The organism is Mesorhizobium sp. SARCC-RB16n (assembly GCF_008520305.1).
In the GTDB taxonomy this organism is placed as follows: Bacteria; Pseudomonadota; Alphaproteobacteria; order Rhizobiales; family Rhizobiaceae; genus Mesorhizobium.
Map to the genome: position 1 here is coordinate 286,477 of NZ_ML703266.1, position 24,351 is coordinate 310,827.

Here is a 24,351-nt window from a genome sequence, read left to right on the forward strand (position 1 = left end):
ATACGTCAGTTCCATAATCTATCTTATGCGACTTTCTACCGTGGGTCGCGGGGGTGGTCAATGCGGTGGCAATTTGTGCCCCAACCTCACTTACAGTTCTGGCGGCTTAAGGTATTCTGAAAGACCTGGGATGGAGATTTTGCAGCATGGCGAAGCTCGTCTTCGGAATGAACCTGTCCCTGGATGGCTATGTCGACCACCAGGCATTTGGGCCCGATGCCACGCTCTTCCGTCACTGGATCGAGCACGTAAGCGGCCTGACAGGCAGCGTGTACGGTCGCGGCATGTACGAGGTCATGCGCTATTGGGATGAAGACCATTCGGAGTGGACGCCGGATTTACGCGAGTTCGCGGCGGCATGGCGGCGGCAACCGAAATGGGTTGTATCGCGCTCGCTGAAGTCGGTCGGCCCTAACGCGACGCTTGTCGAGGGTGACACTGAGGCCGCGATACGCAGGCTGAAAGATGAACTGACAGGCGAGATTTCGGTTTCCGGACCAGACCTCGCGCGAAGCCTGACCGACCTTGGTTTTATCGATGAGTATCGCCTCTACTTCCATCCTGTCGTGCTTGGTCGCGGCAAGCCGTTCTTCGCCGGTCCCCGGCCACCGCTCCGCCTGGTGGCCAGCGACCGGATCGGCAAGGACGTGATCAGGTTGACATACGTTCCTGCCTGATCACATGGCTCGCTTGACGGCTCGCACCGACGCGGCAGGAACTTTCTTTGTATCGCCAGTCTGCTTATCACGCTTCGGCTGAACTCAAGGCCATCAGAAATGACCACTCGATCTTCCTTTCTCGGCTTGCCCGACCGTCTCCCCGATGACGCGGGTCTCCGCGCGGTAATCTTCGGAGCTGGTCACGGCAGCACCTATCCCGGCAAGGATAGCAGCGGTCATGCCTTGGCCGCCAATGCCATCCGCGCCGCGAGCCATGACGATGCGCCACTGGTCGAGCACTGGGATTTCGATCTCGGCGGCCCGCTTTTCGACGACAAGCCGGTCTCCTGCGTCGACGCTGGAGACATCCTGACCATCATGCATGACAATGCCGGCAACCGCGCCCGGATCGAGGCGAAGACGCGCGAGGTCCTGTCATTGCCCGCAGTGCCCATCCTGCTCGGCGGCGACGATTCCGTGGTAAGTCCCTTCCTCGCCGGCTTCGCGGATCACGGACCTGTCTGGATCCTGCAGATCGACGCCCATATCGACTGGCGTGACGAAGTGCATGGCGAACGCTACGGCTACTCCAGCCCGATGCGCCGGGCGAGCGAGATGGCGCATGTCGCCGGCATGGTGCAGGTTGGACTGCGCAGCGTCGGCAGCGCACGCCTAACGGAAATCGAAGCGGCGCGGCACTATGGCAGCTATTTCGTCACCGCCCGCGAGGTCCACGCCCGAGGTGCCGAAGCGGCGCTCAGGCACATCCCGGAGGGAGCGCGGGTCGTCGTCACCCTCGACTGCGACAGTCTCGACCCAGGCATGATGCCTGGCGTGGCCGCACGTACGCCCGGCGGCCTCACCTACACGCAGGTCATCGATCTCATCGCAGGCTTGGGCAAGCGGGCGAGGATCGCCGGATTCGATCTCGTGGAGCTCTATCCGCCAGCCGACATTGACGGCCTGTCGGCGCTCACCGCCGCCCGCCTCCTCGTCAATGTGATCGGCGCCGTGGTCCGGAAGGTTTGAAACCCGACCTGAGGTCGAATACGGCCTCGGTCCAGCCTGCAGGAACCTTTAACGGGGCTCCTGCTCCAGCCTGATCCGGTAACTCAGCGAACGCTTCGCGCCCGGCGCGATCAGCATCACGCCCGGCTTGTCGGTGAACTCTCTGTCGAACTCCAGCGGGCTGGCAATGCCGCGCCAAGGCTCGATGCACAGGAACGGTGCGCCGCCGGGTTTGGACCAGATGCCCAGTTCCTGAAATCCCTGCCATGAGACCTCGATCGCCGGACCAGTCTCGGCGCCGTAGCGAACGCTGTTGCTGGCTGGCCGGTCCAGGATCACGGCGTCTTCGTCGAACAGCCGTTCGGAGAGCTCGAGGATATTGCCTTTGACCGGCGTTGGCTGCGGCGTCGCGGTGAGCAGGCCATCCTTCAGCCGGCGGATCGGCGCTGGCTCTGCTTCGGCAAAGGTGAGGCGATAGGCGTCCTTGGCCAGACCAGGCAGCAGCGGCCAGTTGAACGCCGGATGCGCCCCGATCGAGGCCGGCAACGGCTCGTCGCCGGTGTTGGTGATCTCTAATCCTATGTCGAGTTGCCCCTCGCCCAGCGTATAGGTCACGGCCAGGCGGAATGCGAACGGGTAGTGCATTCGGGTTTCCGCGTCATCGGTGAGCACCAGCGTGCAGGATCGAGGCCCCCTCTCCGCCCACATAAACGGCTTGTCGCGGGCGAAGCCGTGCTGCGTCATCGGATAGGTCTGACCGCGATGGCGCAGTTGGTCGCCCTTCAGCCGGCCGACGATCGGGAAAAGCACCGGTGAATGACGCCGCCAGGCTGGTCCGGCCTGCCACAGGAACTCAAATCCTTGCGCATCCCGCAGCGAAATCAGTTCGGCGCCTTGCCCGGCGATGGTCGCCGATATGCCGTCGCCAAGAAGCGTCAGGCTGTCCTGTTCCATATGTCCTCGCGGTTCGTCTGGCGTGGCCGGCAGGCTAGCAAATGGCCAGGCTCGAACTCAAGGCGGCGGACGCATTTGCATTTCGCACAGTCGCGATGAACGTCTATGGCGCCGCGCCCAGGCGCGTCTCAAATGAAACAAGTGGCCGGAGGTTTCCCTCCGGCCACGGCAAGATTGCCAGCTGTTGTCTGCTGCGGTTCGAACTATTCCCGCTCGCCGGTGAAATTCAGCAGCAACTGGAAGATGTTGATGAAGTTCAGATAGAGCGAGAACGCACCGAAGACGGCGAGCTTCTGGCGCGACTCCGCATCGAAATTCTCCGCATACTGCTCCTTGATCGTCTGCGTGTCCCAGGCGGTCAGGCCGATGAACACGGCGATGCCGATCACCGAGATGGCGAACTGGAGCGCGGTCGAGCCGAGGAAGATGTTGACGATGCTGGCGATCACCACGCCGATCAGGCCCATGATCAGGAAGGACGAGAACTGGGTCAGGTCGCGCCTGGTCGTGTAGCCATAGAGGCTGGTGGCACCGAACATGGTAGCTGCGATGAAGAAGGTGCGCGCGATGCTGGTGCCGGTGAAGACCAGGAACACCGAGGCCAGCGACAGGCCCATGACGGCACAGAAGGCCCAGAACATTGCCTGCGCGCTTGCCGCCGACATGGTTTGCATCTTGAACGAGAACAGCAGCACGAAGGCGAGCGGCGCCAGCATCACCACCCATTTCAGCGGGCTGGAAAAGATCGGCACATAGAGAGCGGGCGTCGACGACACCAGCAAGGCGACAAGGCCGGTTACCACCAGGCCGAGGCCCATATAATTGTAGACGCGCAGCAGGTGCTGGCGCAGGCCCTCGTCGTAGACGGCCCCGGTCCGGGCGCCCGTGCCCATGCGGTATCCAAGATTGGGCGTATTCATTCGCGGTCTCCTTTGTGGATCGGTCAGTAGAGCGTTCTGGCGAGCGTTTCGGCGGCGCGGTCGAGGTCATGAACCTCGCCCTTCGCGACAACCGCGTAGGCGACATCGCCGATCTGGAAATAGGCCGAGGAGATATCGCCGGACGGGGCAATGGTCGGTTTGACCACATCGAAAGTGCCCGGCCGGATCGCGAACAGCGACACCAGGCCCATCTCCTTCGTTTCGACCGCGATCTCGACACTCGGGCCGAAGCGCGACGGATAGATCTGCACGTCGCGGACTTTCCAGTCCTTCGGCAGCGACGGCACGACGATGGCGGTGGCGGCGCGGATCTCTCCGGCATTGTAATTGGGCGCCTCGGTTTGCGAGGGCATGTTCTCGCGCAGCAGCGTCGTCCTGTGCGCCTGTACCGCCTCGTCGACATAGGCGGGCGGCTGCGGCGAAGCGACGACCTTTGTCACCGACATCGGCCCGACGATGCCGTTGGCCAGCCAGCCGGCGGCAACGAAAGCAGCGACCGCCGCCGCGCGTTGCAGCACGCCGAAGATGCGGCCCCGGCCAAGTCCCCTCTCCAGCCGCCGCGCGGCATCGGCCGTCGCGGGGCGCGCCATGCCCTCGGAGCCGGCCAGCGCCACGCGCAGTTCGTCGCGGGTGCGCAGATCCGACATCACGCGCGCGGCCGCCTCCGGACGCGCGGACAGGAAAGCTTCGACCTCGATGCGGCGGGTGACATCAAGCTGGTCGTCGACGTAGGCGTCGAGATCGGCGTCCGTGACGGGGTCGACAAGAGCGGTCATGAGTCGCCTCCCACGATCCTGAGATGATTTTTGCCGCGGGCGGGCGCCTCTTCCATCTGGCGCAAGGCCGCGCGCGCCCTGCCGATACGCGACATCAGCGTGCCCAGCGGCACGCCGCTGGCATTTGCCGCCTGCTGGTAGGAGAGCCCCTCGATCGCGACCAGATGCAGCGCCGAGCGCTGCTCTTCCGGCAGGCTGAAAAAGGCTTCGCGCACCTGCGCCAGGCGCACGGAATGTTCCTGCGGCGCCGGCGTGCTGCCGTCGGCCAGATATCCGGCCTGTTCGAGACGTGCCGCTTCCGAGCGGCGCGAGCGCATGCGGTCGATGAAGGTGTTGTGGACGATCGACAGCAGCCATGCCCGCAGATTTCCGCCCGAGCGGAAGGTGCCGCGCCGCTCATAGGCGCGCACCAGCGCGTCATGCACGAGATCCTCGGCCTCGACGCCGTCGCGCGTCAACGAGCGCGCGTAGCGCCGCAGCGATCCGAGCTGTCCTATGATGTCAAAGCGTGGCATCGACGGTTTCATGCCCTGTTTACGGAGCATGTGGGGATTTTAATCCCGGCGGTGCCAATTTTCTTCGCTGGAGGATATCGTCGGTGGCTCGCCCTCGCCTTGCCCGGCTTCCGTAAGCGCCCTCAGATCGAAAGTGGTTTTGCCGGCTTGGGAGCAATTACTCCGCAGGCGCGCAGCATCCACCGGCGGCCGTCGCTGCGAAAATCGGTGATGCTCAGTGGCTCGACGTCGATCTTCCAACTGGCGGCAAGCGGCGCACTGAGAACGTGCAGGATCGCGGTGCGGATGACGCCGGCGTGCGTCACGGCGATCGTATGGCCAGGTTCGGCGATCAATCGGTCCATCAATCCAGCGGCCCGTCGGGCAACGTCGGCCAACGATTCACCGCCATGCGGGGCCGCATTCGGATCCGTGAGCCAGGCGGCGATCTCATCCGGCTGTTGCGCCTGCACATCGTCAAGGCTCTTGCCTGCCCATCGTCCGTAATTCTGGTCCGCCAGCATCGGATCGACAGATGCTTTCAGCGCCAGCGCCTCAGCGGTCTGACGGGCGCGAAGCGCCGGCGCTGTCCACACACGGTCGGCACGACGCAGCGTCCCGCGCATCGCCTTTGCCAATGTCAGCGATCGTGGCTCCAGCGCTTCATCCCAAGGAAACGATCCTTTCCGGGTGGCCGCCGTGGCGCCGGCGCAGATCATGGTCAGACGGACGAGCATGGAGCATGCTTTCTCTGAACTAGGTGGAAGCAGCACCAACAGGTGCCGCCTTTCATGTCGGCGCACCGAAACCGCTGGTGAAACGTGGCCAATTTGCGTATCACTCCGCCGCGCCAACGGAACCATAATGATGTTCGAAGACCTGCAGCCAGCTCCCGCCGACAAGATTCTTGCGCTGATCGGCCTCTATCGCGCCGATCCACGCCCTGGCAAGGTCGACCTCGGCGTCGGGGTCTACAAGGATCGCGACGGCAAGACGCCGGTCATGCGCGCCGTGCGCGAGGCGGAGAAGCGGCTGCTGGAGGGACAGGATACCAAGACCTATCTCGGCCTTGCCGGTGATACCGGGTTCAACACCGTCATGGCCAAGCTCGCCTTTGGTCCGGGCGCCGACATGGCACGCATCCGTGCGGCACAGGCGCCTGGCGGCTCCGGCGCGTTGCGGCTGATCGCCGAACTGCTCAAGCGCACACGGTCGGATGCGACGGTCTGGGTCTCCGACCCGACCTGGCCGAACCATATGCCGGTGATGCGTGCTGCAGGCCTGCAGATCCGAGAATACCCCTATTTCGATGCGGCCTCGGGTGCGGTTCGTTTCGACGACATGCTTGCGGCATTGCGGACGGCCAACAGCGGCGACGTGGTGCTGCTGCATGGCTGCTGCCACAATCCGACCGGCGCCAATCTGGACGCGGCTCAGTGGGAGGCCGTCACCGATCTGATCGTCGACCGTGGCTTGCTGCCATTTGTCGACATCGCCTATCAGGGCTTTGGCGACGGCCTCGAGGCCGACGCCCTCGGCTTGCGGCTGCTGGCCGCGAAAGTCCCGGAAATGGTTGTCGCATCGAGCTGCTCGAAGAATTTCGCCGTCTACCGCGACCGTGTCGGCGCGGCGATGGTCCTGGCCAGGGACAGCGCGCAGGCCGACGTCGCGTTGAGCCAGATGCTGTCGGCGGCGCGCGCCATGTATTCGATGCCGCCGGACCATGGCGCGGCCGCGGTGCGCATCGTGCTGGAAGACGCCGCGCTGCGTGCCGACTGGGAAGCCGAGCTTGAAGAGATGCGCCTGCGTATGCTGAGGCTTAGGGTCGCGTTCGCCGAGGCGCTGCGCCGGCAATCCAATTCCGACCGTTTCGACTTCGTTGCCAGCCATCGTGGCATGTTTTCCAGGCTTGGCCTGACGGAAGCGCAGGTCGAACGGCTGCGCGCCGAGCACGCCATCTACATGGTCGGGGACAGCCGCGTCAACGTGGCCGGCCTGCCCGAGGACGGCATGGACGACCTCGGGCAGGCGATCGTTTCCGTGCTGGACTAAGGAATCGGATTAGGTGCAACTGTGGACAAGGTCCCCTCGCCGGCTGACAGCGTTGGCCGCGCGGCGGTTCGCGCGATAGCATCCGCCGCATGACGCCATCGAAAGACATTTCACGCCTGATCGAGATCATGGCGGCGTTGCGGGCGCCGAAGACCGGCTGCCCATGGGACATCGAGCAGAATTTCTCCACCATCGCCCCCTATACGATTGAGGAGGCCTATGAGGTGGCGGACGCCATCGCGCGCGGCGATCTCGACGACCTGCGCGACGAGCTTGGCGACCTCCTGCTGCAGGTCGTCTACCATACCCAGATGGCGCAGGAGGCTGGCGAGTTCGCCTTTGGCGATGTGGTCCAGGCCATCACCACCAAGATGATCCGCCGCCATCCGCATGTCTTTGGCGACGAGAAGGCTCGTAGCGCCGGCATGGCCAAGGGCATGTGGGAGAAGATCAAGGCGCAGGAGAAGGCCGAGAAGCGGCAAGCCCGCCTCGCCCGCGGCCTAGATCCGGAGGACAATGGCAAGGGGTTCCTGGACAGTGTTCCGGTCGCCTTGCCTGCCTTGACGCGAGCCTTGAAACTTCAGGAAAAGGCCGCCCGTGTCGGCTTCGACTGGAGTGAGGCTGCTCCCATCCTGGACAAGATCGAGGAAGAGATCGGAGAGCTGCGCGAGGCCCTGGCCAAGGGCGAAACGGCTGACATCAAGGACGAGTTCGGCGACATACTGTTTGCCGTCGTCAATCTCGGCCGTCATTTGAAGCTCGATTCGGAAGCAGCGCTTAGCGGCACCAACGAGAAATTCCGCTCACGCTTCCACTATGTCGAGCAGGCCCTGGAAAAATCAGGCGGCTCGCTGGAGGAGGCTACCCTGGAGAAAATGGAAGCGCTCTGGCAGGAAGCAAAAACCGCGAAGTAGAGAACCGCTATACACTTTTCCTGGAATTGCTGCGCGTTACCCGTTGTTTTTTCGGCGTAATCGGTTTTCAATCTCTTCACGAGCGCTTTGCGTGGCCTGGAGCGAGATGGTGGCGCTGCCGTCGTCATTGTCGGTTCGCGAAACGACATCGCCATTGCGGTAGAGCCAGTCGAGCAGGCCAAACCGGGCCGGCTCGATCGTCACCGTCAGGTCTTGCAGCTCGCCGGCCATCCGCGTTTCGATGATCGCTTTCAGCGCATCGATGCCCTCGCCCGATACCGCCGACACTGCGATTGGCGGCTCTTTGCTGCCGCCGGCACTGTCGGCGAGCAGCCGTTGCTTGTTGCCTTCATCCAGCAGGTCGATCTTGTTCCAGACTTCGATCACGCGCTTGGTGTCGCTGGCGTCGACGCCGAGATCGGCGAGGATGCGTTCGACATCTTCGGCCTGCGCCGCCGTATCGGGATCGGAAATGTCACGCAGATGGATGACGAGATCGGCCTCGACCACCTCTTCCAAGGTCGCGCGGAACGCTGCGATCAGATGCGTCGGCAGGTCCGAAATGAAGCCCACCGTGTCGGAAAGAATGATCGGCGTGCCATGCGGCAGGCGTACGCGGCGCAATGTCGGGTCAAGCGTGGCAAACAGCATGTCCTGCGCCAGCACCCCTGCCCCGGTCAGCTTGTTGAACAGCGTCGACTTGCCAGCGTTGGTATAGCCGACGATCGCCACCACTGGAAACGGCACCTTCTTGCGCTTGGCGCGATGCAGGTCGCGGGTGCGGCGCACGGTTTCCAGCTCATGCTTCAGCTTTATGATCTTTTCCTGCAACTGCCGCCGGTCGGATTCGATCTGCGTTTCACCGGGGCCGCCGAGGAAGCCGGCACCGCCACGCTGACGCTCCAGATGGGTCCAGCTGCGCACCAGGCGGCCCTTCTGGTAGTTGAGATGGGCAAGCTCGACCTGCAGCGTGCCTTCCTTGGTGCGTGCCCGCTCGCCGAAAATCTCCAGGATCAGCCCCGTGCGATCCAGCACCTTGGCGTTGAATTCCTTCTCGAGATTGCGCTGCTGCACCGGCGTCAGCGGATGGTCGACGATGACCACTTCCGCGTGACCTTCCTTGACGATCCCGGCAAACTCCTCGACCTTGCCGCTGCCCAGCAATGTTGCCGGACGCGGGTCGTTGACGGTCACGACCGCCGTATGGATCAGATCAAGGTCGATGGCCCGGGCAAGGCCGACTGCTTCGTCGTGACGCGCCTCGGCCGAGCGCGTCAGCCGGGGACGGCTCGTGTCATCGTCATTACGCGGTTGGCGGGTAAGCACGGGCACAATGACCACTGCCCGGGTAGGGGCTTCGGCTTCCGTCCCGGGATGATGCGCTGATTTTCCGCGAACCGTGCCGTCCGCGTCTCTCTCACGTGCCAATCAGGCGCCCTGGCTTTCCTCGCCATCGAACATCTGAACCGGCTGGCTCGGCATGATCGTGGAAATGGCGTGCTTGTAGACGAGCTGGGAGTGGCCGTCGCGGCGCAACAGGACGCAGAAATTGTCGAAGGAAGTGACCACGCCGGTCAGCTTCACGCCGTTGATAAGGAAGATGGTGAGCGGGTTCTTGCTCTTGCGAACTGAATTCAGGAACAGGTCCTGAAGGTTTTGCGATCGTTCCGCCATTGTTTTTGTCTTTCGCCGATCCCCTTCGGTTTGCAGCCAATGCGCCAAATTAACGGGCACATGTCAAGCGCGCAAACACCCTCTTGCCGTCAGTAACGACAAGCAGAACGAGATATATTGATGTTCATTCCACCTGTGCGGTTATCAGGCTGGACTTTTTTCCGCAATGTCAAAAAAGGCCTGCCGCAACGAAAGTGTTATTGAGCCGGGGTGTCCATTGGCTATGGGATCACCGTCGATGGCCACGATTGGCATGGCAATAGTCGTCGCCGAACTGATGAATGCTTCGCGAGCCGCCTTGGCCTCGGCGACGGAAAATCCACGCTCCTCGATCTTCAGGCCTAGCTTCGCCGCGACTTCGAACATTGTGGTGCGCGTGATGCCGCGCAGAATGCCATGTTCGGCTGGCCGTGTGACCAGAACGCCATCCCTGGTAACGATCCAGGCATTCGACGATCCGCCTTCCTTGACGTTGCCGTCGGCATCCACGAACCAGGCCTCCTGCGCGCCGGCTTCCTTGGCCTTTTGCTTGGCCAATACATTGGGCAGCAACCCGACGGTCTTGATGTCGACGCGGTCCCAGCGGTTCTCCGGCACGGTGATGACCGCGATACCCGTCTCGGCCCGTTTCGTGCCGGCGGCAGGATCGGCCTTCCTGGCCGTCACCACCAAAGCCGGCTTCGTGTCCGCCGACGGAAAAACGAAATCGCGGCTGGCGACACCGCGCGTCACCTGGACATAGACCAGGCCGTCGACGACATGATTGCGATTGACCACCTCGCGCAGGATCAGCGGCAACACGTTGCGTGTCACCGGCCAGGCGATCGACAGTTCGGCTAGCGAGCGGTTCAGCCGGGCAAGGTGACGCGACATGTCGACGATGAAGCCGTGCGCCACCTCGCAGACCTCGTAGACGCCGTCGGCGAACTGGTAGCCGCGATCCTCGATATGCACGGAAGCATCAGCATGAGCGACGTAGCGCCCGTTGACATAGGCAATGCGCGGCATTGGCGACCCCTGGAAAATTCTCGGGCTTTCTTATGCGATTCCGCCGCCGCCGTAACCGGCAAATGCTTGGCCCAGGCGCGGCTGATGCACGCCGCGTCAGACGCCCAGGGACTTCAGCTTGCGATGCAAGGCGGAGCGCTCCATGCCGATGAACTCTGCCGTCTTCGAGATGTTGCCGCCGAACCGGTTGATCTGGGCGATCAGATAGTCCTTTTCGAACTGTTCGCGCGCCTCGCGCAGGGGCAGCGCCATGATGTGCTGGTCCGACTGATTGGGCGTGCGCGGCATGACATCGCCGATTTCGGACGGCAGCAGATCAGCGGTGATCGGCGCGTCGACATCCTCGCCGCGCGCCAGGATCATCAGCCGCTCAACATTGTTGCGCAACTGGCGCACGTTGCCCGGCCAGTTGTGCGCCTGCAGCACGGCCAGCGCATCGTCGCCGATACGGCGCGGCTTGATGCCGGCCTGGCGGGCGATCTGCTTCATGAAATTGTCAACGAGGTAGGGAATGTCCTCGCGCCGCTCGGCCAGCCCCGGCACCATGACCGGAACCACGGCGAGACGGTGGTAAAGATCCTCGCGGAAACGCCCGTCGGCGATCATCGCCTCCAAGTTCTGCGAGGTCGAGGAAATGATGCGGACATCGACCTTGACCCGTTTTGTGCCGCCCACTCGCTCGAACTGCTGTTCGACCAGCACGCGCAGAATCTTGTTCTGCGTCTCGCGTGGCATGTCGGCCACTTCGTCGATGTAGAGAATGCCGCGATGGGCTTCCTCCAGCGCTCCCACCTTGCGTTCGACCCCGTTCGATTCGGTTCCGAACAGCTCGATCTCCATGCGTTCGGGCGTGATGTTGGCGGCGCTCAGCGTCACGAAAGGCGCGCCCTTGCGGGCCGACAGCGTATGGATGGCGCGCGCGGCCAGTTCCTTGCCCGAACCGGAGGGACCAACGATCATCACGCGGCTGTTGGTCGGCGCGACGCGCTCGATGGTCTGGCGCAACTGGCTCATCGCCGACGACATGCCTATCAGGTCGAAGGTCTCGCCGCTGCGCAGCTTGAGGTCGGAAACCTCGCGGCGCAATTTCGAGGTCTCGAGCGCACGCTCGGCAATGAGGATCAGCCTGTCGGCCTTGAACGGCTTCTCGATGAAATCATATGCGCCGCGACGGATGGCGGAAACCGCGGTTTCGATGTTGCCGTGGCCTGAGATCATCACCACGGGCAGGTTCGGATGCATGGTCTTGATCTCGTCCAGCAGCGCCAACCCGTCCAGGCGCGAGCCTTGCAGCCAGATGTCCAGGAAGATCAGCCTCGGCGCTCGATCGGCGATGGCCGCCAGTGCGCTGTCGGCATCGAATGCCGTGCGGGTTTCGTGACCCTCGTCACTCAGGATGCCTGCGACGAGTTCGCGGATGTCTTCCTCGTCATCGACGATGAGAATATCAGACGCCATTACCGACCTTTTCAGTTTCTCTTTCGTGGTCCGCCCTGCTTTCGCCGCGCGGCAGCGCGGCGGCCGCAGGCGGCAGAATGATGCTGATCATCGCCCCGCGCCCGCCGTGGAAATCCGCAGGCGCGTCATGGAGTTCCAGCCTGCCGCCATGGTCCTCCACGATCTTCTTGACGATAGCGAGACCAAGCCCGGTGCCCTTTTCACGTGTGGTCATATAGGGCTCCAGCAACCGTTGGCGATTCTCGCGCGGCAGGCCTTTGCCATTGTCGATGACATCGATGCGAATCGCGCCATTCTGGCGCCCTGCTTGAATCCGGATTATGCCGTGCGAACCGTCCTTCTGTTCCAGTCCGTCGATCGCTTCGGCCGCATTCTTGATCACATTGCCGAAGGCCTGGGCCATCAACCGGCTGTCGAAAGTGCCCTTGAGTGGTTCGTTGCCGAATATCCGCTCGAAGGTGATGTCGGCGCGGCTGACTTCGACCAGGAAGGAAGCCTCGCGCAGTGATTCGCGCAGGTCGATGGCCTTCATCTCGGGCTTTGGCATGCGCGCGAAAGCCGAGAACTCGTCGACCATGCGGCCAATGTCCTCCACCTGCCGGATGATGGTGTCGGTGCACTGGTCGAAAACTTCGCGGTCTTCGGTGATGACCTTGCCATAACGGCGCTTGATACGCTCGGCGGAAAGCTGGATCGGCGTCAGTGGATTCTTGATCTCGTGGGCGATGCGCCGCGCCACGTCGGCCCAAGCGGACGAACGCTGGGCCTGAACCAGATCGGTGATGTCATCCACCGTCACGACATAGGATTTTTCCTCCGAGCCGTCATCGCCGGCCTCGATGGTGACCTGCACATTGAAGGTCCGCTCGGCGCCGGCGCGATAGAAGGTCACCTGCTCGCGGTAGACCGGCTTGCCGGACTTGCGTCCGATCTCGAAGACACGGCCGACATGCGGCAGGATCGCGGAAAGGTTTTGCCCGAGTGCCGCGCTGGCGGAAATGGCCAGCATCGATTCGGCAGACCGGTTGACGATGGTGATGATGCCGTAAGGGTCGACGCCGATGACGCCGGCGGTAACACCGGCAAGCACGGCTTCCGAAAAACGCCGCCTCTCGTCGATCAGGTCCTTCGCCGACAGGATCTCGTTGCGCTGTGATTTGAGCTCCAGCAGCATCTTGTTGAATGTATCGCCGAGCGAGGCGACATCGCCATCGGACGGCCGCACCGGCACCGCGACATCGAGATTGCCGGTCGCGACTTCATCGGCAGCGCCGATCAGCTGACGGATTGGCCGCACCAGCCGGTCGGCGACGGCGATGCCGGTCCATATTGCCGACAGAATGATGATCAGGGTCAGCGAGAGATAGGGCAGCGCAAATGCCACTTGCGAGGTGCGCCTGTTGTCCTCAAGATTGCGATACTCGTCGGTGTTGGACCTGACGATCTGCCGCGCCTTGATCACCTCGGGGTCGACAAGACGGATGGTGTAGAGATAGAGGCCCTCGATCTCACGCAACTTGACGATGGCGCCCATGATGTTGCGCGTGCGCGGCTCGATCAGCACCGGCTTGCCGTCCGTGGCAGTGGCAACCGCTCCTTCCGGCGGTTCCGGCATGGCGAAATCCGCATCGGTCTTTGCGCTCATGACGAAAGAGCCGTCGGGCTTGATCAGCGCCGCATGCGCCAGCGAGCGGCCCACGGCTTCCTTGTTCATGAGGTCGAGAAAGCCGGTGCGATCGAGGCCGTAGAGCGTTCGCGACGCATCCAGATCATAGGCCATCGACAGCGTCGTGCCCTGCAGGTTGCGGGCGTTTTCCTGGACATAGGCATCGGCAATCGACAGTGACGAATTGACGATCGTCTTGGTGCGAATCTCGAACCAGCGATCAAGGCCGATATCGAGCGTGATCGAGGCGATGATCGCCACCATGATGGCGGGAATGGCGGCAACCAGCGCGAACATGGCAACGATGCGCACATGCAGCCGAGAAGCCGCCTTGCCATGCCGACGCGCCATGAGGATGCGGTGCACCTCGCGGCCGATCAGCGCAATCAGGAAGAGCACGAAGGCGGCGTTCAGTGCGATCAGCGACCAGGTGGCCTTGGCGTCAGGCGCGATCGGCGTCGCACCGACCAGGATGGCGAACGAGATAGCCGCCATGACCAGCGCACCGACGACCGCCACCACCCCTGTCAGGGCCAGCAGGCGGCGTCCGTCGCGCGCGCCAGGTTCGCTGAAGAGCCGTTGGTTGAGTACAGGTGTCCGCGAAGCCATGTCGCCGTCTAGAGCCAGTGATTGCGTCCGATCTATGCAACGCATTGTGGCGATTATGCAACAAGTGTGACAATGACGGGACTCTTTCTCCCGTCGGTCCCCTGAAAAGATCGTGGGCTTGGCCCGGGCTCAGGTCTGGCGGGATGACTTGTAGACGTTGACGCCCAATTCGCGAATCTTCTTGCGCAAGGTGTTGCGGTTGAGGCCCAAAAGCTCCGCGGCCTTGATCTGGTTGCCGCGTGTTGCCGTCATCGAAGCCAGGACCAACGGATATTCGACTTCGGACAGAATGCGCTCATAGAGACCGGCGGGCGGCAATTCGCCTGCAAAGGAGGCGAAATAGCGCTGCAGGAAGTGCTCCACCGCCTGGCCGATGGAAAGATCGTCGGGAATGAGGTTGCCGGCGCCCGGCACCACCGGGCGCTCGCCTGTCTTGAGCTCCGCCTCGATGATCTCGGCCGAAATCTCATCTTGCGAATAGAGCGCGGCGAGCCTGCGGACGAGATTTTCCAGCTCGCGCACATTGCCTGGCCATGGATAGCGCTTCATCAGTTCGATGCCGCCGGAAGAGATACGCTTGGTCTGCAGCCCCTCCATCTCGCCAAGCTTGAAGAAGTGGCGCACCAGATCGGGTACGTCTTCGGAGCGCTCGCGCAGCGCCGGTAACCTGAGCGGCACAACGTTGAGACGGTAGAAAAGATCTTCGCGGAAGAGGCCTTGGTTGATCAGCGTGCGCAGGTCCTTGTTGGTGGCAGCGACGATGCGTACATCGGTCTTGATCGGCGTGCGGCCGCCGACCGTCGTGTACTCGCCCTGCTGCAGGACACGCAGCAGGCGCGTCTGCGCCTCCATCGGCATGTCGCCGATCTCGTCCAGGAACAGCGTGCCGCCCTCTGCCTGCTCGAAGCGGCCGGTCGAGCGGTTCTGCGCGCCGGTGAAGGCGCCCTTCTCGTGGCCAAACAATTCCGATTCGATGAGATCGCGCGGGATCGCCGCCATGTTGATGGCAACGAAAGGACCGCCCCGACGGCGTCCGTATTCATGCAGCGCGCGCGCCACCAGTTCCTTGCCGGTGCCTGATTCGCCCGAGATCATGACCGTCAGGTCGGTCTGCATCATGCGCGCCAGCATGCGGTAGATGTCCTGCATGGCCGCCGACCGGCCGACCAGCGGCATCGTCTCCGGCTGCTCTTCCTGCCGGGCATCGATCTTCGGGCGCCTGGGCTCGGACAGCGCGCGGTTGACGATGTTGAGGAGTTCGGTCAGGTCGAAGGGCTTCGGCAGATATTCGTAGGCGCCCGTTTCGGAAGCGCGGATCGCCGTCATGAAGGTGTTCTGAGCGCTCATGACGATGACAGGCAGTTCCGGCCGCGCCTTCTTGATGCGCGGCAGCATGTCGAAAGCGTTCTCGTCCGGCATCACGACGTCGGTGATCACGAGGTCCCCCTCGCCGGCCGCCACCCAACGCCACAAGGTCGAGGCGTTGGAGGTGACGCGCACCTCGTGACCGACACGCGACAGGGCCTGATTGAGCACGGTGCGGATCGCCGCGTCGTCGTCGGCGACGAGAATATTGCCGCGAACAGTCATTTGCGGTCTCCTACGCCGTCTTGATCGGCGCCCAGCGCCGTTTCCTTCCAGGCCGGCATCAGGACCCGGAACGTTGTCGCGCGTGGCGTCGAATCGCATTCGATGATGCCGCCATGTTCACCGACGATCTTGGCCACCAGCGCCAGCCCGAGACCCGAGCCGTTCGGCTTGGTGGTGATGAAGGGATCGAACAGGATCGGCAGGATATCTTCCGAAACGCCCGAACCATTGTCGCGCACGCAGAACTCCAGCGGCAGCGATACGCGATCCTGCGTGCCCGGGACCGAAACGCGGATGCCGGGCCGGAAGGCGGTGGACAGCACGATCTCGCCCTGGGGATCGCTACCGATCGCCTCGGCGGCGTTCTTGACCAGGTTGAGGAACACCTGGATCAGCTGGTCGCGATTGGCGAATACCGGAGGCAATGATGGATCATAATCCTCCAATATCTTGATTTTTTTTGCAAAACCGTTCTTTGCAATTGCTTTCACGTGATCGAGCACGACATGGATATTGACGGGGTAGCGATCGATCGGCCGCTCGTCGGAAAACACCTCCATACGATCGACCAGCGACACGATGCGGTCCGTCTCGTCGGTGATCAGCCGCGTCAGCGCGCGATCCTCATCGGATGCGGAGAGTTCGAGCAGTTGGGCCGCCCCCCTGATGCCGGAAAGCGGATTCTTGATCTCATGCGCCAGCATTGCCGCCAGGCCGGTCACCGAGCGCGCGGCACCCCGATGCGTCATCTGCCGGTCGATCTTGTCGGCCATCGACCGCTCCTGGAACATGACCACGACGGAGCCCGGAAATTCCGGCACTGGCGCGACGTAGAGATCGACGACCTTCTCGATGCCGAGGCGCGGTGACGAGACATCGACCCGATACTCGTTGACGGGCGCGCGGCGCTCGCGGACCTGGTCGACCAGCGTCAGCAACGGGCTGCCGAAGGGTATGAGCTTGGACAGGGTGTTGCGCGCCAGCATGGTCGCGCTGGAGCGAAAGAAATCCTCGGCATCGGCGTTGGCGAAGGTGATGAAGCCTTCCTCGGTGATCATGATCACCGGGCGACGGATCGTGTTCAGTACGATCTGGGCGGCATCCGCCATTTCAGTGCCTTGGCCAGCGGTGGCGGTCATGCGGCGCTCCGCAGGTTCATGGTTTGCGGATCGCGCGAAAACACATCACGCAGCAAGGCAATGACGCGAGCCGGTTCGAACGCGGTCATTATCGCTTTTCTACTCTCACCAGCGACGACCCCGGCATGTCGATCGAGATACCAGCCCAGATGCTTGCGCGCCTGACGCAGGCCGCTCTCGATGCCGTAAAGCGCCAGCATGTCCTCGTAATGGGCCGCGACATAGTCGGCGACCGCTTGCGGCGTCTCGGGAATGCCGGACGAAAATGTCCCGGCGGCGGCCGTGGCAATGCTGCCAGCGACCCACGGCGCGCCATAGTGGGCGCGGCCGATCATCACTGCGTCGGCGCCGGACTGTTCGAGAATGACCGAGGCTTCGGCTGGGGAGCAGACATCGCCATTGGCGACAACAGGGATGGAAACGGCTTCCTTGACGCGTGCGATGGCGCGCCAGTCCGCCTTGCCCTGGTAGAACTGGCAGCGTGTGCGACCATGGACGGTGACCATCCTGACGCCCGCCTGCTCGGCACGGCGCGCCAGGACGGGAGCGTTAAGTGCCGCCTCGTCCCAACCCAGCCGCATCTTGACCGTCACCGGCACCTTGACCGCGCCGACCACGGCCTCGATCAGCGCGAGCGCGTGGTCGAGGTCCAGCATCAATGCCGAGCCGGCATAGCCCCCGGTGACCTTCTTGGCCGGACAGCCCATGTTGATGTCGATGATGTCGGCGCCCTCGCCGGCAGCGATCCGTGCGCCTTCGGCCATATGCATCGCCTCGCGGCCGGCAAGCTGCACCATATGGACGGGCAGGCCGGAATGACGTATGCGCAGGTCGCACCCGGCCCTGCCCTTGGCGAGTTCGCCGCTGGCTACCATTTCGGACACGACCAGGCCGGCGCCATGGGCATGGGCGCGCTGTCTGAACGCCTCGTCCGTAATCCCAGACATCGGCGCGAGGAAGACCCGGTTGCGAATTCTCACGCCGCCGACGTCGAGAGGCGCGGCCAATCTGATCAAGTTAACCATGCACAAAAACCAAGCATGTCCATTCGTTGCACATTCTCTAGCCAGATCGCGAGAAATGTGCAACGCGGAATGACGCCACATTAAGGCGCAATTGGGAAAATGCTGGCCTTCGGCCTTAGCCGCGACTAGGACCAGACTGCATGACTGGCGCAACTGAAAATCAGGCTTCGGATCCGGGTGGCAAAGTCGCGGTGGTTATCGTCGCGGCCGGTCGCGGCGCGCGCGCCGGACAGGCCGATGGCCCGAAGCAATATCAACGAATTGGCGGTCGCGCCGTCATCGCTCGTGTCATCGATATTTTTCTGGCGCACCCGCTCATAGGCCGGATCGTCGTGGCCATTCATGCCGAGGATCGCGAACTTTTCCGGCAAGCGGTCGGCGCCGACGCCGATCGGGTAACGGCAATCGCCGGAGGCGCAACCCGGCAGGATTCGGTCCGCCTCGGGCTGCAGGCGCTAAAGATCTACGCGCCGGACAAAGTCCTCATCCACGACGCCGCGCGCCCCTTTGTCGACGTGGATCTGATCGACCGCACCATCGCGGCTATCGGCGAGCGCGAAGGTGCGCTTCCCGCCCTGCCCGTTGCCGACACGCTGAAACGCGAATCGGCCACGGGCATGGTTGGCGAAACAGTCCCCAGAAGCGGGCTTCATGCGGCGCAGACGCCGCAGGGATTTCCCTTCCTCGCGATCATGACGATGCATGAAGAAGCCTATAACAGCGGCAAAACCGACTTTACCGACGACGCGTCGATCGCCGAATGGATGCAAATGCCGGTAAAGCTCGTTCCCGGCTCGCCGGACAATATTAAACTCACCTGGGCACGGGACATCACCATGGCGCACCAGCGGCTTTCCAGCGAGCGGGCACACTTCCCCGACACCCGCACCGGCAATGGCTATGACGTCCATGCCTTCGAGCCCGGCGACCACGTCACGCTCTGCGGCGTCGCCATTCCGCATGACAGGAAATTGTCGGGCCATTCAGACGCCGATGTCGGGCTGCACGCCCTAACCGACGCATTGCTCGCGACCTGCGGGGCCGGCGACATCGGCACGCACTTTCCGCCGTCCGACCCGCAGTGGAAAGGCGCCGCCTCGCGGATTTTCGTCGAACATGCGGCAAGGCTGGTGCGCGAGCGCGGTGGACGCATCGCCAACGCCGACATCACGCTGATCTGCGAAGCACCGCGCGTCGGCCCGCACCGTGAGGCGATGACCTCAGTCCTTTCGCAGATGCTGGGCATTTCCGCCGACCGCATCTCCGTCAAGGCGACAACCAACGAGAAGCTCGGCTTCGTCGGCCGCGAGGAAGGCATCGCGGCGATCGCCACCGCCAGTGTGGTGTTTCCCGGCGAGGTTCCGGAATGACCAACCGCGACCTGGCGATCGCCCTGCTTGAAGCCTGCCGCGACCGCGGCATCATGCTGGCGACGGCGGAAAGCTGCACCGGCGGCATGATCATCGCCGCGCTGACCGACATTGCCGGTTCTTCCACCGTGGTCGATCGCGGCTTCATCACCTATTCCAATGAAGCCAAGATGGACATGCTCGACGTCCGGGCCGCCACGCTCGACGCGCATGGCGCGGTTTCCCGCGAGACAGCCATCGAAATGGCAAAGGGCGCGCTTGCCCGTTCGCGCGCTGGGCTGACTCTCGCGGTCACCGGCATTGCCGGGCCTGGCGGCGGTTCTGCGGAAAAGCCGGTCGGCCTGGTCTGGTTCGGGGTCGGCCTGGAAGGCAAGGCCGTGATGGCAGAACACAAGCTGTTTGCCGACAATGGCCGTGACTTCATCCGCCGGGAAACGGTCAACCATGCACTCAAGCTCGGCTTGCACACGCTTGGCGAGAGTCAGGCCGCCGGTGTCTTGCCGTAGATGACGTCGGCGCGCTTTTCAAAAGCCTCGGCGAACATGCGGAAGGCACGGTCGAACATCGTGCCCATCAGCGCGCCCAGGATGCGGCTCTTGAATTCGTAGTCGATGAAGAAGCGCACGGCACAGCCGGCGCCGTCTGGCTCGAAGCGCCAGACATTGCTCAGATATTTGAACGGGCCATCGATGTATTTCACATCGATGGCATTCTCGTCGGGCTTCAGCAGCACCTGCGTCGTGAAGGTTTCACGGATCGCCTTGTAGCCGATGCTCATGTCGGCAACGAGGATGGTGCGTCCGTCACGCTCCTTGCGCGAACGAACCGTCAGCGCTTCGCAAAGCGGCAGGAATTGTGGGTAAGTCTCGATATCGGCGACCAGCGCGAACATTTGCTGCGGCGTGTGGGCAACGCGGCGGGTGGCTTCGAATTTCGGCATGAAACCGGCTCTAAAGCGCGTCGCGTCGAAGACGCATCAGAGCGATTTCGCAAGCTGCGCTTCGCGCGCCGCGCGCAGCCTGGCGAAATCATCGCCGGCGTGATGCGACGAGCGCGTCAGCGGGCTCGACGCCACCAGCAGGAAGCCCTTGGTCTTGCCGATCGTCTCGAAGGACTTGAATTCCTCGGGCGTGACGAAGCGGATCACCGGATGGTGCTTTTTCGACGGCTGCAGGTATTGGCCGATGGTCATGAAGTCGACATTGGCCGAGCGCAGATCATCCATCAACTGCAGGATTTCGTTTCGCTCCTCGCCTAGCCCCACCATGATGCCGGACTTGGTGAAAATTGACGGATCGAGTTCCTTGACCCGCTGCAGCAGCCGGATCGAGTGGAAATAGCGGGCGCCCGGCCGGACCTTAAGATAGTTCGACGGCACGGTTTCGAGATTGTGGTTGAAGACGTCGGGCCTGGCGGCCACGACGATCTCCAGCGCGCCGTCCTTGCGCAGGAAATCCGGCGTCAGGATTTCGATCGTCGTCAGAGGCGTTGCCGCCCGGATCGCCCGGATGACATCGGCGAAGTGCTGGGCGCCACCATCGGCGAGATCGTCGCGATCGACCGAGGTAATGACGACATGGGTAAGGCCCATCTGCTTGACGGCATGGGCGACGCGCGCCGGCTCATCGGGATCGAGCGCTGTCGGAATGCCGGTGGCGACATTGCAAAAGGCGCATGCACGGGTGCAGATCTCGCCCATGATCATGAAGGTGGCGTGCTTCTTTTCCCAACACTCACCGATATTCGGGCAACCGGCCTCTTCGCACACGGTCACCAGCTTGTGGGATTTAACGATCTCACGCGTCTCGGCATAGCCCTTCGAGACCGGCGCCTTGACGCGGATCCAATCCGGCTTGCGCAACACCTCCTGGTCGGGCTTGTGCGCTTTCTCGGGATGCCGCAGCCGCGGCGTGTTGGCGATCGTGTCGAGGACAGTGACCATCTGAACCCTGGCTTTTTCTCGCGACCGCCCGTCGGCGATCGTCACTTTTACGTCATCTAGGACTTTTCAACACAAAGAAAAAGGCTGCAGCGGCGCATGCCGCCACAACCGTTTTCGCATAGCCGGAACGATACTGACTAGCGGCGCACCAGGCGACCGACCCAGATCAGCAGGCAGGCACCGATGAAGCCGGTGATCAGATAGGCGGTCCAGCCGACTCCGAACACGCCGATATTGAGCGCCTGCAGGATGGCGTTCAGCACCACCGCGCCAACGATGCCCATGATAATGTTCATGAATATGCCGGTGTTGCTCTTCATGACCATTTCGGCGAGCCAGCCTGCCAGGCCGCCGATGATGATGGCTGCGATCCAGCCCACGCCGTTCAAGTGCATATGCCTTCTCCTTGCGCGAGTAAAAAAGTCTCCGGAAACGAACTGCCTCGCCGTCGAGATCTCCCGGCCTTCGAAGCTGAGTCTCCCGCGGCGAATCTATCATGCGTTCAAGGCGCGACCATAGGCGTCGAGCACGCTTTCCTTCATCATCTCCGATAGCGTCGGATGCGGGAAGATCGTGTGCATCAACTCTTCCTCGGTCGTTTCGAGGTTCATCGCCACGACAAAGCCCTGGATCAATTCGGTGACTTCGGCGCCGACCATGTGCGCGCCGAGCAGCTGCCCGGTCTTCTTGTCGAAGATGGTCTTGATGAAACCCTGGTCTTCGCCAAGCGCGATAGCCTTGCCGTTGGCGGCGAACTGGAAGCGGCCGACTCGGATGTCCTTGCCCTCGGCCTTGGCTTTCGCTTCCGTCAGGCCGACCGAGGCGACCTGCGGATTACAGTAGGTGCAACCGGGGATCTTGAGCTTGTCGATGGCGTGAACCCCGGGGAAGTTCGCGATCTTCTCGACGCACACGACGCCCTCATGCTCGGCCTTGTGGGCAAGCATCGGCGGGCCGGCGACATCGCCGATGGCGTAGATGCCAGGTACGTTGGTCTTGCCGTAACCATCGACGACCACGCAGCCACGGTCCGTCTTCACGCCGAGTGCTTCAAGGCCGAGGTTCTCGATATTGCCCTGGACACCAACGGCCGAAATCATGCGATCGGCGGTGATTTTCTCGACCTTGCCGTCCTTCATCTCGACATGCGCGGTGACGGAGTTCGCTCCCTTCTCGACCTTAGTCACCTTGGCCTCGAGGATGATCTTCATGCCTTGCTTCTCGAACTGCTTTTGCGCGAACTTCGAGACTTCGGCGTCCTCGACAGGCATCACTGCCGGAAGCAGTTCGACGACCGTCACGTCCGCGCCCATAGTGCGATAGAAGGAGGCGAACTCGATGCCGATGGCGCCCGAACCCATCACCAGCAGCGACTTCGGCATCTCCTTGGGCACCATGGCCTCGAAATAGGTCCAGATCAGCTTGCCATCCGGCTCGATGCCAGGCAGCGCGCGCGGCCGGGCGCCGGTCGCCAGGATAATGTGCTTGGCGGTGTAGGTGCCCTCGCCCTTGACGCCTTTCGGCACCGGGGGCTGCGGCTCCATCGGCTTCTTGGCCGTCTTGGACACCACGATCTCACCGGGCTTGGATAGCTTGGCCTCGCCCCAGATGACGTCGACCTTGTTCTTCTTCATCAGGAAGGCAACGCCGCCGTTGAGCCGCAGCGACACCTTCCGCGACCGGTCGACGACAGCGGCGGTATCGGCGCTGATCTTGCCACCCTCGAGCTTCAGCCCGTAATCCTTCAGGTGATCCGAATAGTGCATGATCTCGGCCGAGCGCAGCAGCGCCTTGGTCGGAATGCAGCCCCAGTTGAGGCAGATGCCGCCGAGATGCTCGCGCTCGACGATCGCCGTCTTGAAGCCGAGCTGGGCGGAACGCACCGCCGCGACATAGCCGCCGGGACCGGAGCCGATGATGATGACGTCGTAGGATTCAGACATTTTATGGTCCTTTTTGAAGCGAGGCTTCACCGAAAGAAGGCTTTGGTATCGACCATGGCTCGTGACTCAGCATCGGAGACCTGAAAGCTGGCTCATGCATCAGGGTCGAAAGGGCGTCGAAACCCCAGAGTGCCAGAAATGTGTAGCCTGTCAGGCGTCGACCTCGACTGCCTTGCCAATGCACGGCCAACCAAAAGCCAATAATCAGCAGTGCATTGCTTATCATGTCGCTAACATCACACGCACGACTGGCGTCAGCGCCTTGCCGATGTTTCGCGTGTTTTCGGCATCGAGGTGGACGCCATCGAGCGGTGTGGTTTGCGCCACGGTGGCAGCATCGAAGAAGCCGCAGCCGGCTTCGTCAGCAAGCGCCGAATACTGCCCTGCGAGCTGCGCCGAGGCGTCATCGCCACCCGCAAACATTTCCTTGAAATCGGCATTCTCGGTGCGGCTTACAACAGGCGGCGAAACGATGAGGATCTGCGGCGCCGGCCAGTCGAACGGATAGTCGTGGCCGCGCACGATGTCGATCAGCCGTTGGATACCTTGCTTGGCGGCAACCGGGTTGCCATGAATCCATGGCTTCATGTCATTGGCGCCTAGCATGATGACGATCAGGTCGATCGGCGCATGCGTCGTCAGCACCGTCGGCAGCAGCCGCGCACCGTTGCGGTCGGCTCCGGCCAGATGATCGTCGAAGGCGGTGGTGCGACCATTGAGGCCGTCGGCGACGACCTGAACGCCTTCGCCGAGGCCAGCCTGCAGCATGCTTGGCCAGCGATCCCGCAGCGCATGACGCCCACCTTCGGCATTGTAGCCCCAGGTCAGCGAGTCGCCGTAACAAAGAACCGTCTTCATCCGTTCATCCCGCCTTTATGTGGACGACACCGCGCTTCACGCGCCAGCGCACGAACAATCAATGGATGATGATCGTCACCAAGCCCGGCTCCTGTGGTGACTGCCAGTTCTTGCGCGGCCTGGCCGCCGAAAAAGCTGGAAATGGAAAAGGCGAAAAGGCTGGTGAATAATGTCCGCACAGCCTTTCCCTTTCCTAGACCAGCATGCCCATCGGGTTTTCGATCAACTTCTTGAAGGCGACCAGCAGTTCCGCCCCTAGCGCTCCGTCGAC

The 24,351-nt window shown here is 62.7% G+C and carries 24 protein-coding genes and 1 pseudogene; 6 read left to right on the forward strand and 19 right to left on the reverse strand.

Features of this window, described 5'->3' with window-relative positions; all coding sequences use genetic code 11:
• Positions 1-146 precede the first annotated feature (146 nt).
• Positions 147-677 carry a dihydrofolate reductase family protein gene (locus C7I87_RS14770; protein ID WP_149904896.1) on the forward strand — a complete coding sequence of 177 codons (531 nt, stop codon included), beginning with the start codon at positions 147-149 and terminating at the stop codon, positions 675-677.
• 99 nt (positions 678-776) lie between these two features.
• Positions 777-1,688, forward strand: a complete 912-nt coding sequence (locus C7I87_RS14775) for an agmatinase (protein ID WP_149904897.1) — start codon at positions 777-779, stop codon at positions 1,686-1,688.
• Between the two features lie 48 nt (positions 1,689-1,736).
• Here C7I87_RS14775 and C7I87_RS14780 read toward each other — a convergent pair whose 3' ends face one another.
• The 5 genes from C7I87_RS14780 to C7I87_RS14800 all read right to left on the reverse strand — a co-directional run bounded on the left by C7I87_RS14780 (position 1,737) and on the right by C7I87_RS14800 (position 5,569).
• Entirely contained in the window at positions 1,737-2,621 is an 885-nt protein-coding gene (locus C7I87_RS14780; RefSeq protein ID WP_149904898.1) for an aldose 1-epimerase family protein, read from the reverse strand.
• Between the two features lie 203 nt (positions 2,622-2,824).
• Complete coding sequence (locus C7I87_RS14785) at positions 2,825-3,541, reverse strand: Bax inhibitor-1/YccA family protein (RefSeq protein WP_149904899.1); 717 nt, start codon at positions 3,539-3,541, stop codon at positions 2,825-2,827.
• 23 nt (positions 3,542-3,564) lie between these two features.
• The gene (locus C7I87_RS14790; RefSeq protein ID WP_149904900.1) at positions 3,565-4,338 is read right to left on the reverse strand and encodes an anti-sigma factor family protein; all 774 of its coding nucleotides are present in this window, start codon (positions 4,336-4,338) and stop codon (positions 3,565-3,567) included.
• Positions 4,335-4,853 (reverse strand): sigma-70 family RNA polymerase sigma factor, encoded by a 519-nt coding sequence (locus C7I87_RS14795; RefSeq protein ID WP_246696276.1) that lies wholly within the window; start codon positions 4,851-4,853, stop codon positions 4,335-4,337. Before C7I87_RS14795 ends, C7I87_RS14790 begins: the two co-directional genes overlap by 4 nt.
• A gap of 122 nt (positions 4,854-4,975) precedes the next feature.
• Positions 4,976-5,569, reverse strand: coding sequence for a histidine phosphatase family protein (locus tag C7I87_RS14800; protein ID WP_149904902.1), 594 nt, complete (start codon positions 5,567-5,569; stop codon positions 4,976-4,978).
• Between the two features lie 130 nt (positions 5,570-5,699).
• Here C7I87_RS14800 and C7I87_RS14805 point away from each other — a divergent pair, with 130 nt between their 5' ends.
• Together C7I87_RS14805 and mazG are read left to right on the forward strand one after the other, a co-directional pair.
• Positions 5,700-6,884, forward strand: a complete 1,185-nt coding sequence (locus tag C7I87_RS14805) for an amino acid aminotransferase (RefSeq protein WP_149904927.1) — start codon at positions 5,700-5,702, stop codon at positions 6,882-6,884.
• 89 nt (positions 6,885-6,973) lie between these two features.
• Positions 6,974-7,798, forward strand: a complete 825-nt coding sequence (gene mazG / locus C7I87_RS14810) for a nucleoside triphosphate pyrophosphohydrolase (protein WP_149904903.1) — start codon at positions 6,974-6,976, stop codon at positions 7,796-7,798.
• Positions 7,799-7,834: 36 nt separating this feature from the next.
• Here mazG and hflX read toward each other — a convergent pair whose 3' ends face one another.
• From hflX to dusB, 8 genes are all read right to left on the reverse strand, one after another.
• On the reverse strand, positions 7,835-9,226 hold the full coding sequence (hflX, locus tag C7I87_RS14815) for a GTPase HflX (protein ID WP_149904904.1): 1,392 nt from the start codon (positions 9,224-9,226) through the stop codon (positions 7,835-7,837).
• On the reverse strand, positions 9,227-9,472 hold the full coding sequence (gene hfq, locus C7I87_RS14820; protein WP_006202172.1) for an RNA chaperone Hfq: 246 nt from the start codon (positions 9,470-9,472) through the stop codon (positions 9,227-9,229). It abuts the gene before it with no gap.
• A 144-nt stretch (positions 9,473-9,616) separates the two neighbouring features.
• Positions 9,617-10,480 (reverse strand): D-amino-acid transaminase, encoded by an 864-nt coding sequence (locus C7I87_RS14825; RefSeq protein ID WP_149904905.1) that lies wholly within the window; start codon positions 10,478-10,480, stop codon positions 9,617-9,619.
• Positions 10,481-10,576: 96 nt separating this feature from the next.
• Positions 10,577-11,938: a nitrogen assimilation response regulator NtrX gene (locus tag C7I87_RS14830; protein ID WP_140758649.1), complete on the reverse strand. Its 1,362-nt coding sequence runs from the start codon at positions 11,936-11,938 to the stop codon at positions 10,577-10,579.
• Positions 11,928-14,213, reverse strand: a complete 2,286-nt coding sequence (locus C7I87_RS14835) for a sensor histidine kinase NtrY-like (RefSeq protein ID WP_188393843.1) — start codon at positions 14,211-14,213, stop codon at positions 11,928-11,930. The genes C7I87_RS14830 and C7I87_RS14835 overlap by 11 nt, the downstream gene beginning before the upstream one ends.
• Positions 14,214-14,342: 129 nt before the next feature.
• Entirely contained in the window at positions 14,343-15,803 is a 1,461-nt protein-coding gene (ntrC, locus tag C7I87_RS14840) for a nitrogen regulation protein NR(I) (RefSeq protein WP_027142746.1), read from the reverse strand.
• Entirely contained in the window at positions 15,800-16,942 is a 1,143-nt protein-coding gene (locus C7I87_RS14845; protein WP_149904906.1) for a two-component system sensor histidine kinase NtrB, read from the reverse strand. Before C7I87_RS14845 ends, ntrC begins: the two co-directional genes overlap by 4 nt.
• Positions 16,939-17,967, reverse strand: coding sequence for a tRNA dihydrouridine synthase DusB (dusB, locus tag C7I87_RS14850; protein ID WP_149904907.1), 1,029 nt, complete (start codon positions 17,965-17,967; stop codon positions 16,939-16,941). Before dusB ends, C7I87_RS14845 begins: the two co-directional genes overlap by 4 nt.
• A gap of 140 nt (positions 17,968-18,107) precedes the next feature.
• Here dusB and C7I87_RS14855 point away from each other — a divergent pair, with 140 nt between their 5' ends.
• On the forward strand, positions 18,108-19,337 hold the full coding sequence (locus C7I87_RS14855; RefSeq protein ID WP_149904908.1) for a bifunctional 2-C-methyl-D-erythritol 4-phosphate cytidylyltransferase/2-C-methyl-D-erythritol 2,4-cyclodiphosphate synthase: 1,230 nt from the start codon (positions 18,108-18,110) through the stop codon (positions 19,335-19,337).
• Positions 19,334-19,843 (forward strand): CinA family protein, encoded by a 510-nt coding sequence (locus C7I87_RS14860; RefSeq protein ID WP_149904909.1) that lies wholly within the window; start codon positions 19,334-19,336, stop codon positions 19,841-19,843. The genes C7I87_RS14855 and C7I87_RS14860 overlap by 4 nt, the downstream gene beginning before the upstream one ends.
• On the opposite strand, the gene C7I87_RS14865 is transcribed toward C7I87_RS14860, so the two are convergent.
• The 6 genes and pseudogenes from C7I87_RS14865 to C7I87_RS35585 all read right to left on the reverse strand — a co-directional run.
• Positions 19,819-20,277, reverse strand: coding sequence for a type II toxin-antitoxin system RatA family toxin (locus tag C7I87_RS14865; RefSeq protein WP_135928744.1), 459 nt, complete (start codon positions 20,275-20,277; stop codon positions 19,819-19,821). The genes C7I87_RS14860 and C7I87_RS14865 overlap by 25 nt on opposite strands.
• A 36-nt stretch (positions 20,278-20,313) precedes the next feature.
• Positions 20,314-21,279 (reverse strand): lipoyl synthase, encoded by a 966-nt coding sequence (gene lipA, locus C7I87_RS14870; RefSeq protein WP_149904929.1) that lies wholly within the window; start codon positions 21,277-21,279, stop codon positions 20,314-20,316.
• Positions 21,280-21,416: 137 nt separating this feature from the next.
• Positions 21,417-21,674 (reverse strand): GlsB/YeaQ/YmgE family stress response membrane protein, encoded by a 258-nt coding sequence (locus tag C7I87_RS14875; protein ID WP_027142753.1) that lies wholly within the window; start codon positions 21,672-21,674, stop codon positions 21,417-21,419.
• Positions 21,675-21,773: 99 nt separating this feature from the next.
• Positions 21,774-23,222, reverse strand: a complete 1,449-nt coding sequence (gene lpdA, locus C7I87_RS14880; protein ID WP_149904910.1) for a dihydrolipoyl dehydrogenase — start codon at positions 23,220-23,222, stop codon at positions 21,774-21,776.
• Between the two features lie 222 nt (positions 23,223-23,444).
• Positions 23,445-24,080 carry an SGNH/GDSL hydrolase family protein gene (locus C7I87_RS14885; protein WP_149904911.1) on the reverse strand — a complete coding sequence of 212 codons (636 nt, stop codon included), beginning with the start codon at positions 24,078-24,080 and terminating at the stop codon, positions 23,445-23,447.
• Positions 24,077-24,351: pseudogene (locus tag C7I87_RS35585) on the reverse strand (hypothetical protein); the annotation flags it as partial. The gene C7I87_RS14885 and the pseudogene C7I87_RS35585, both read right to left, overlap by 4 nt.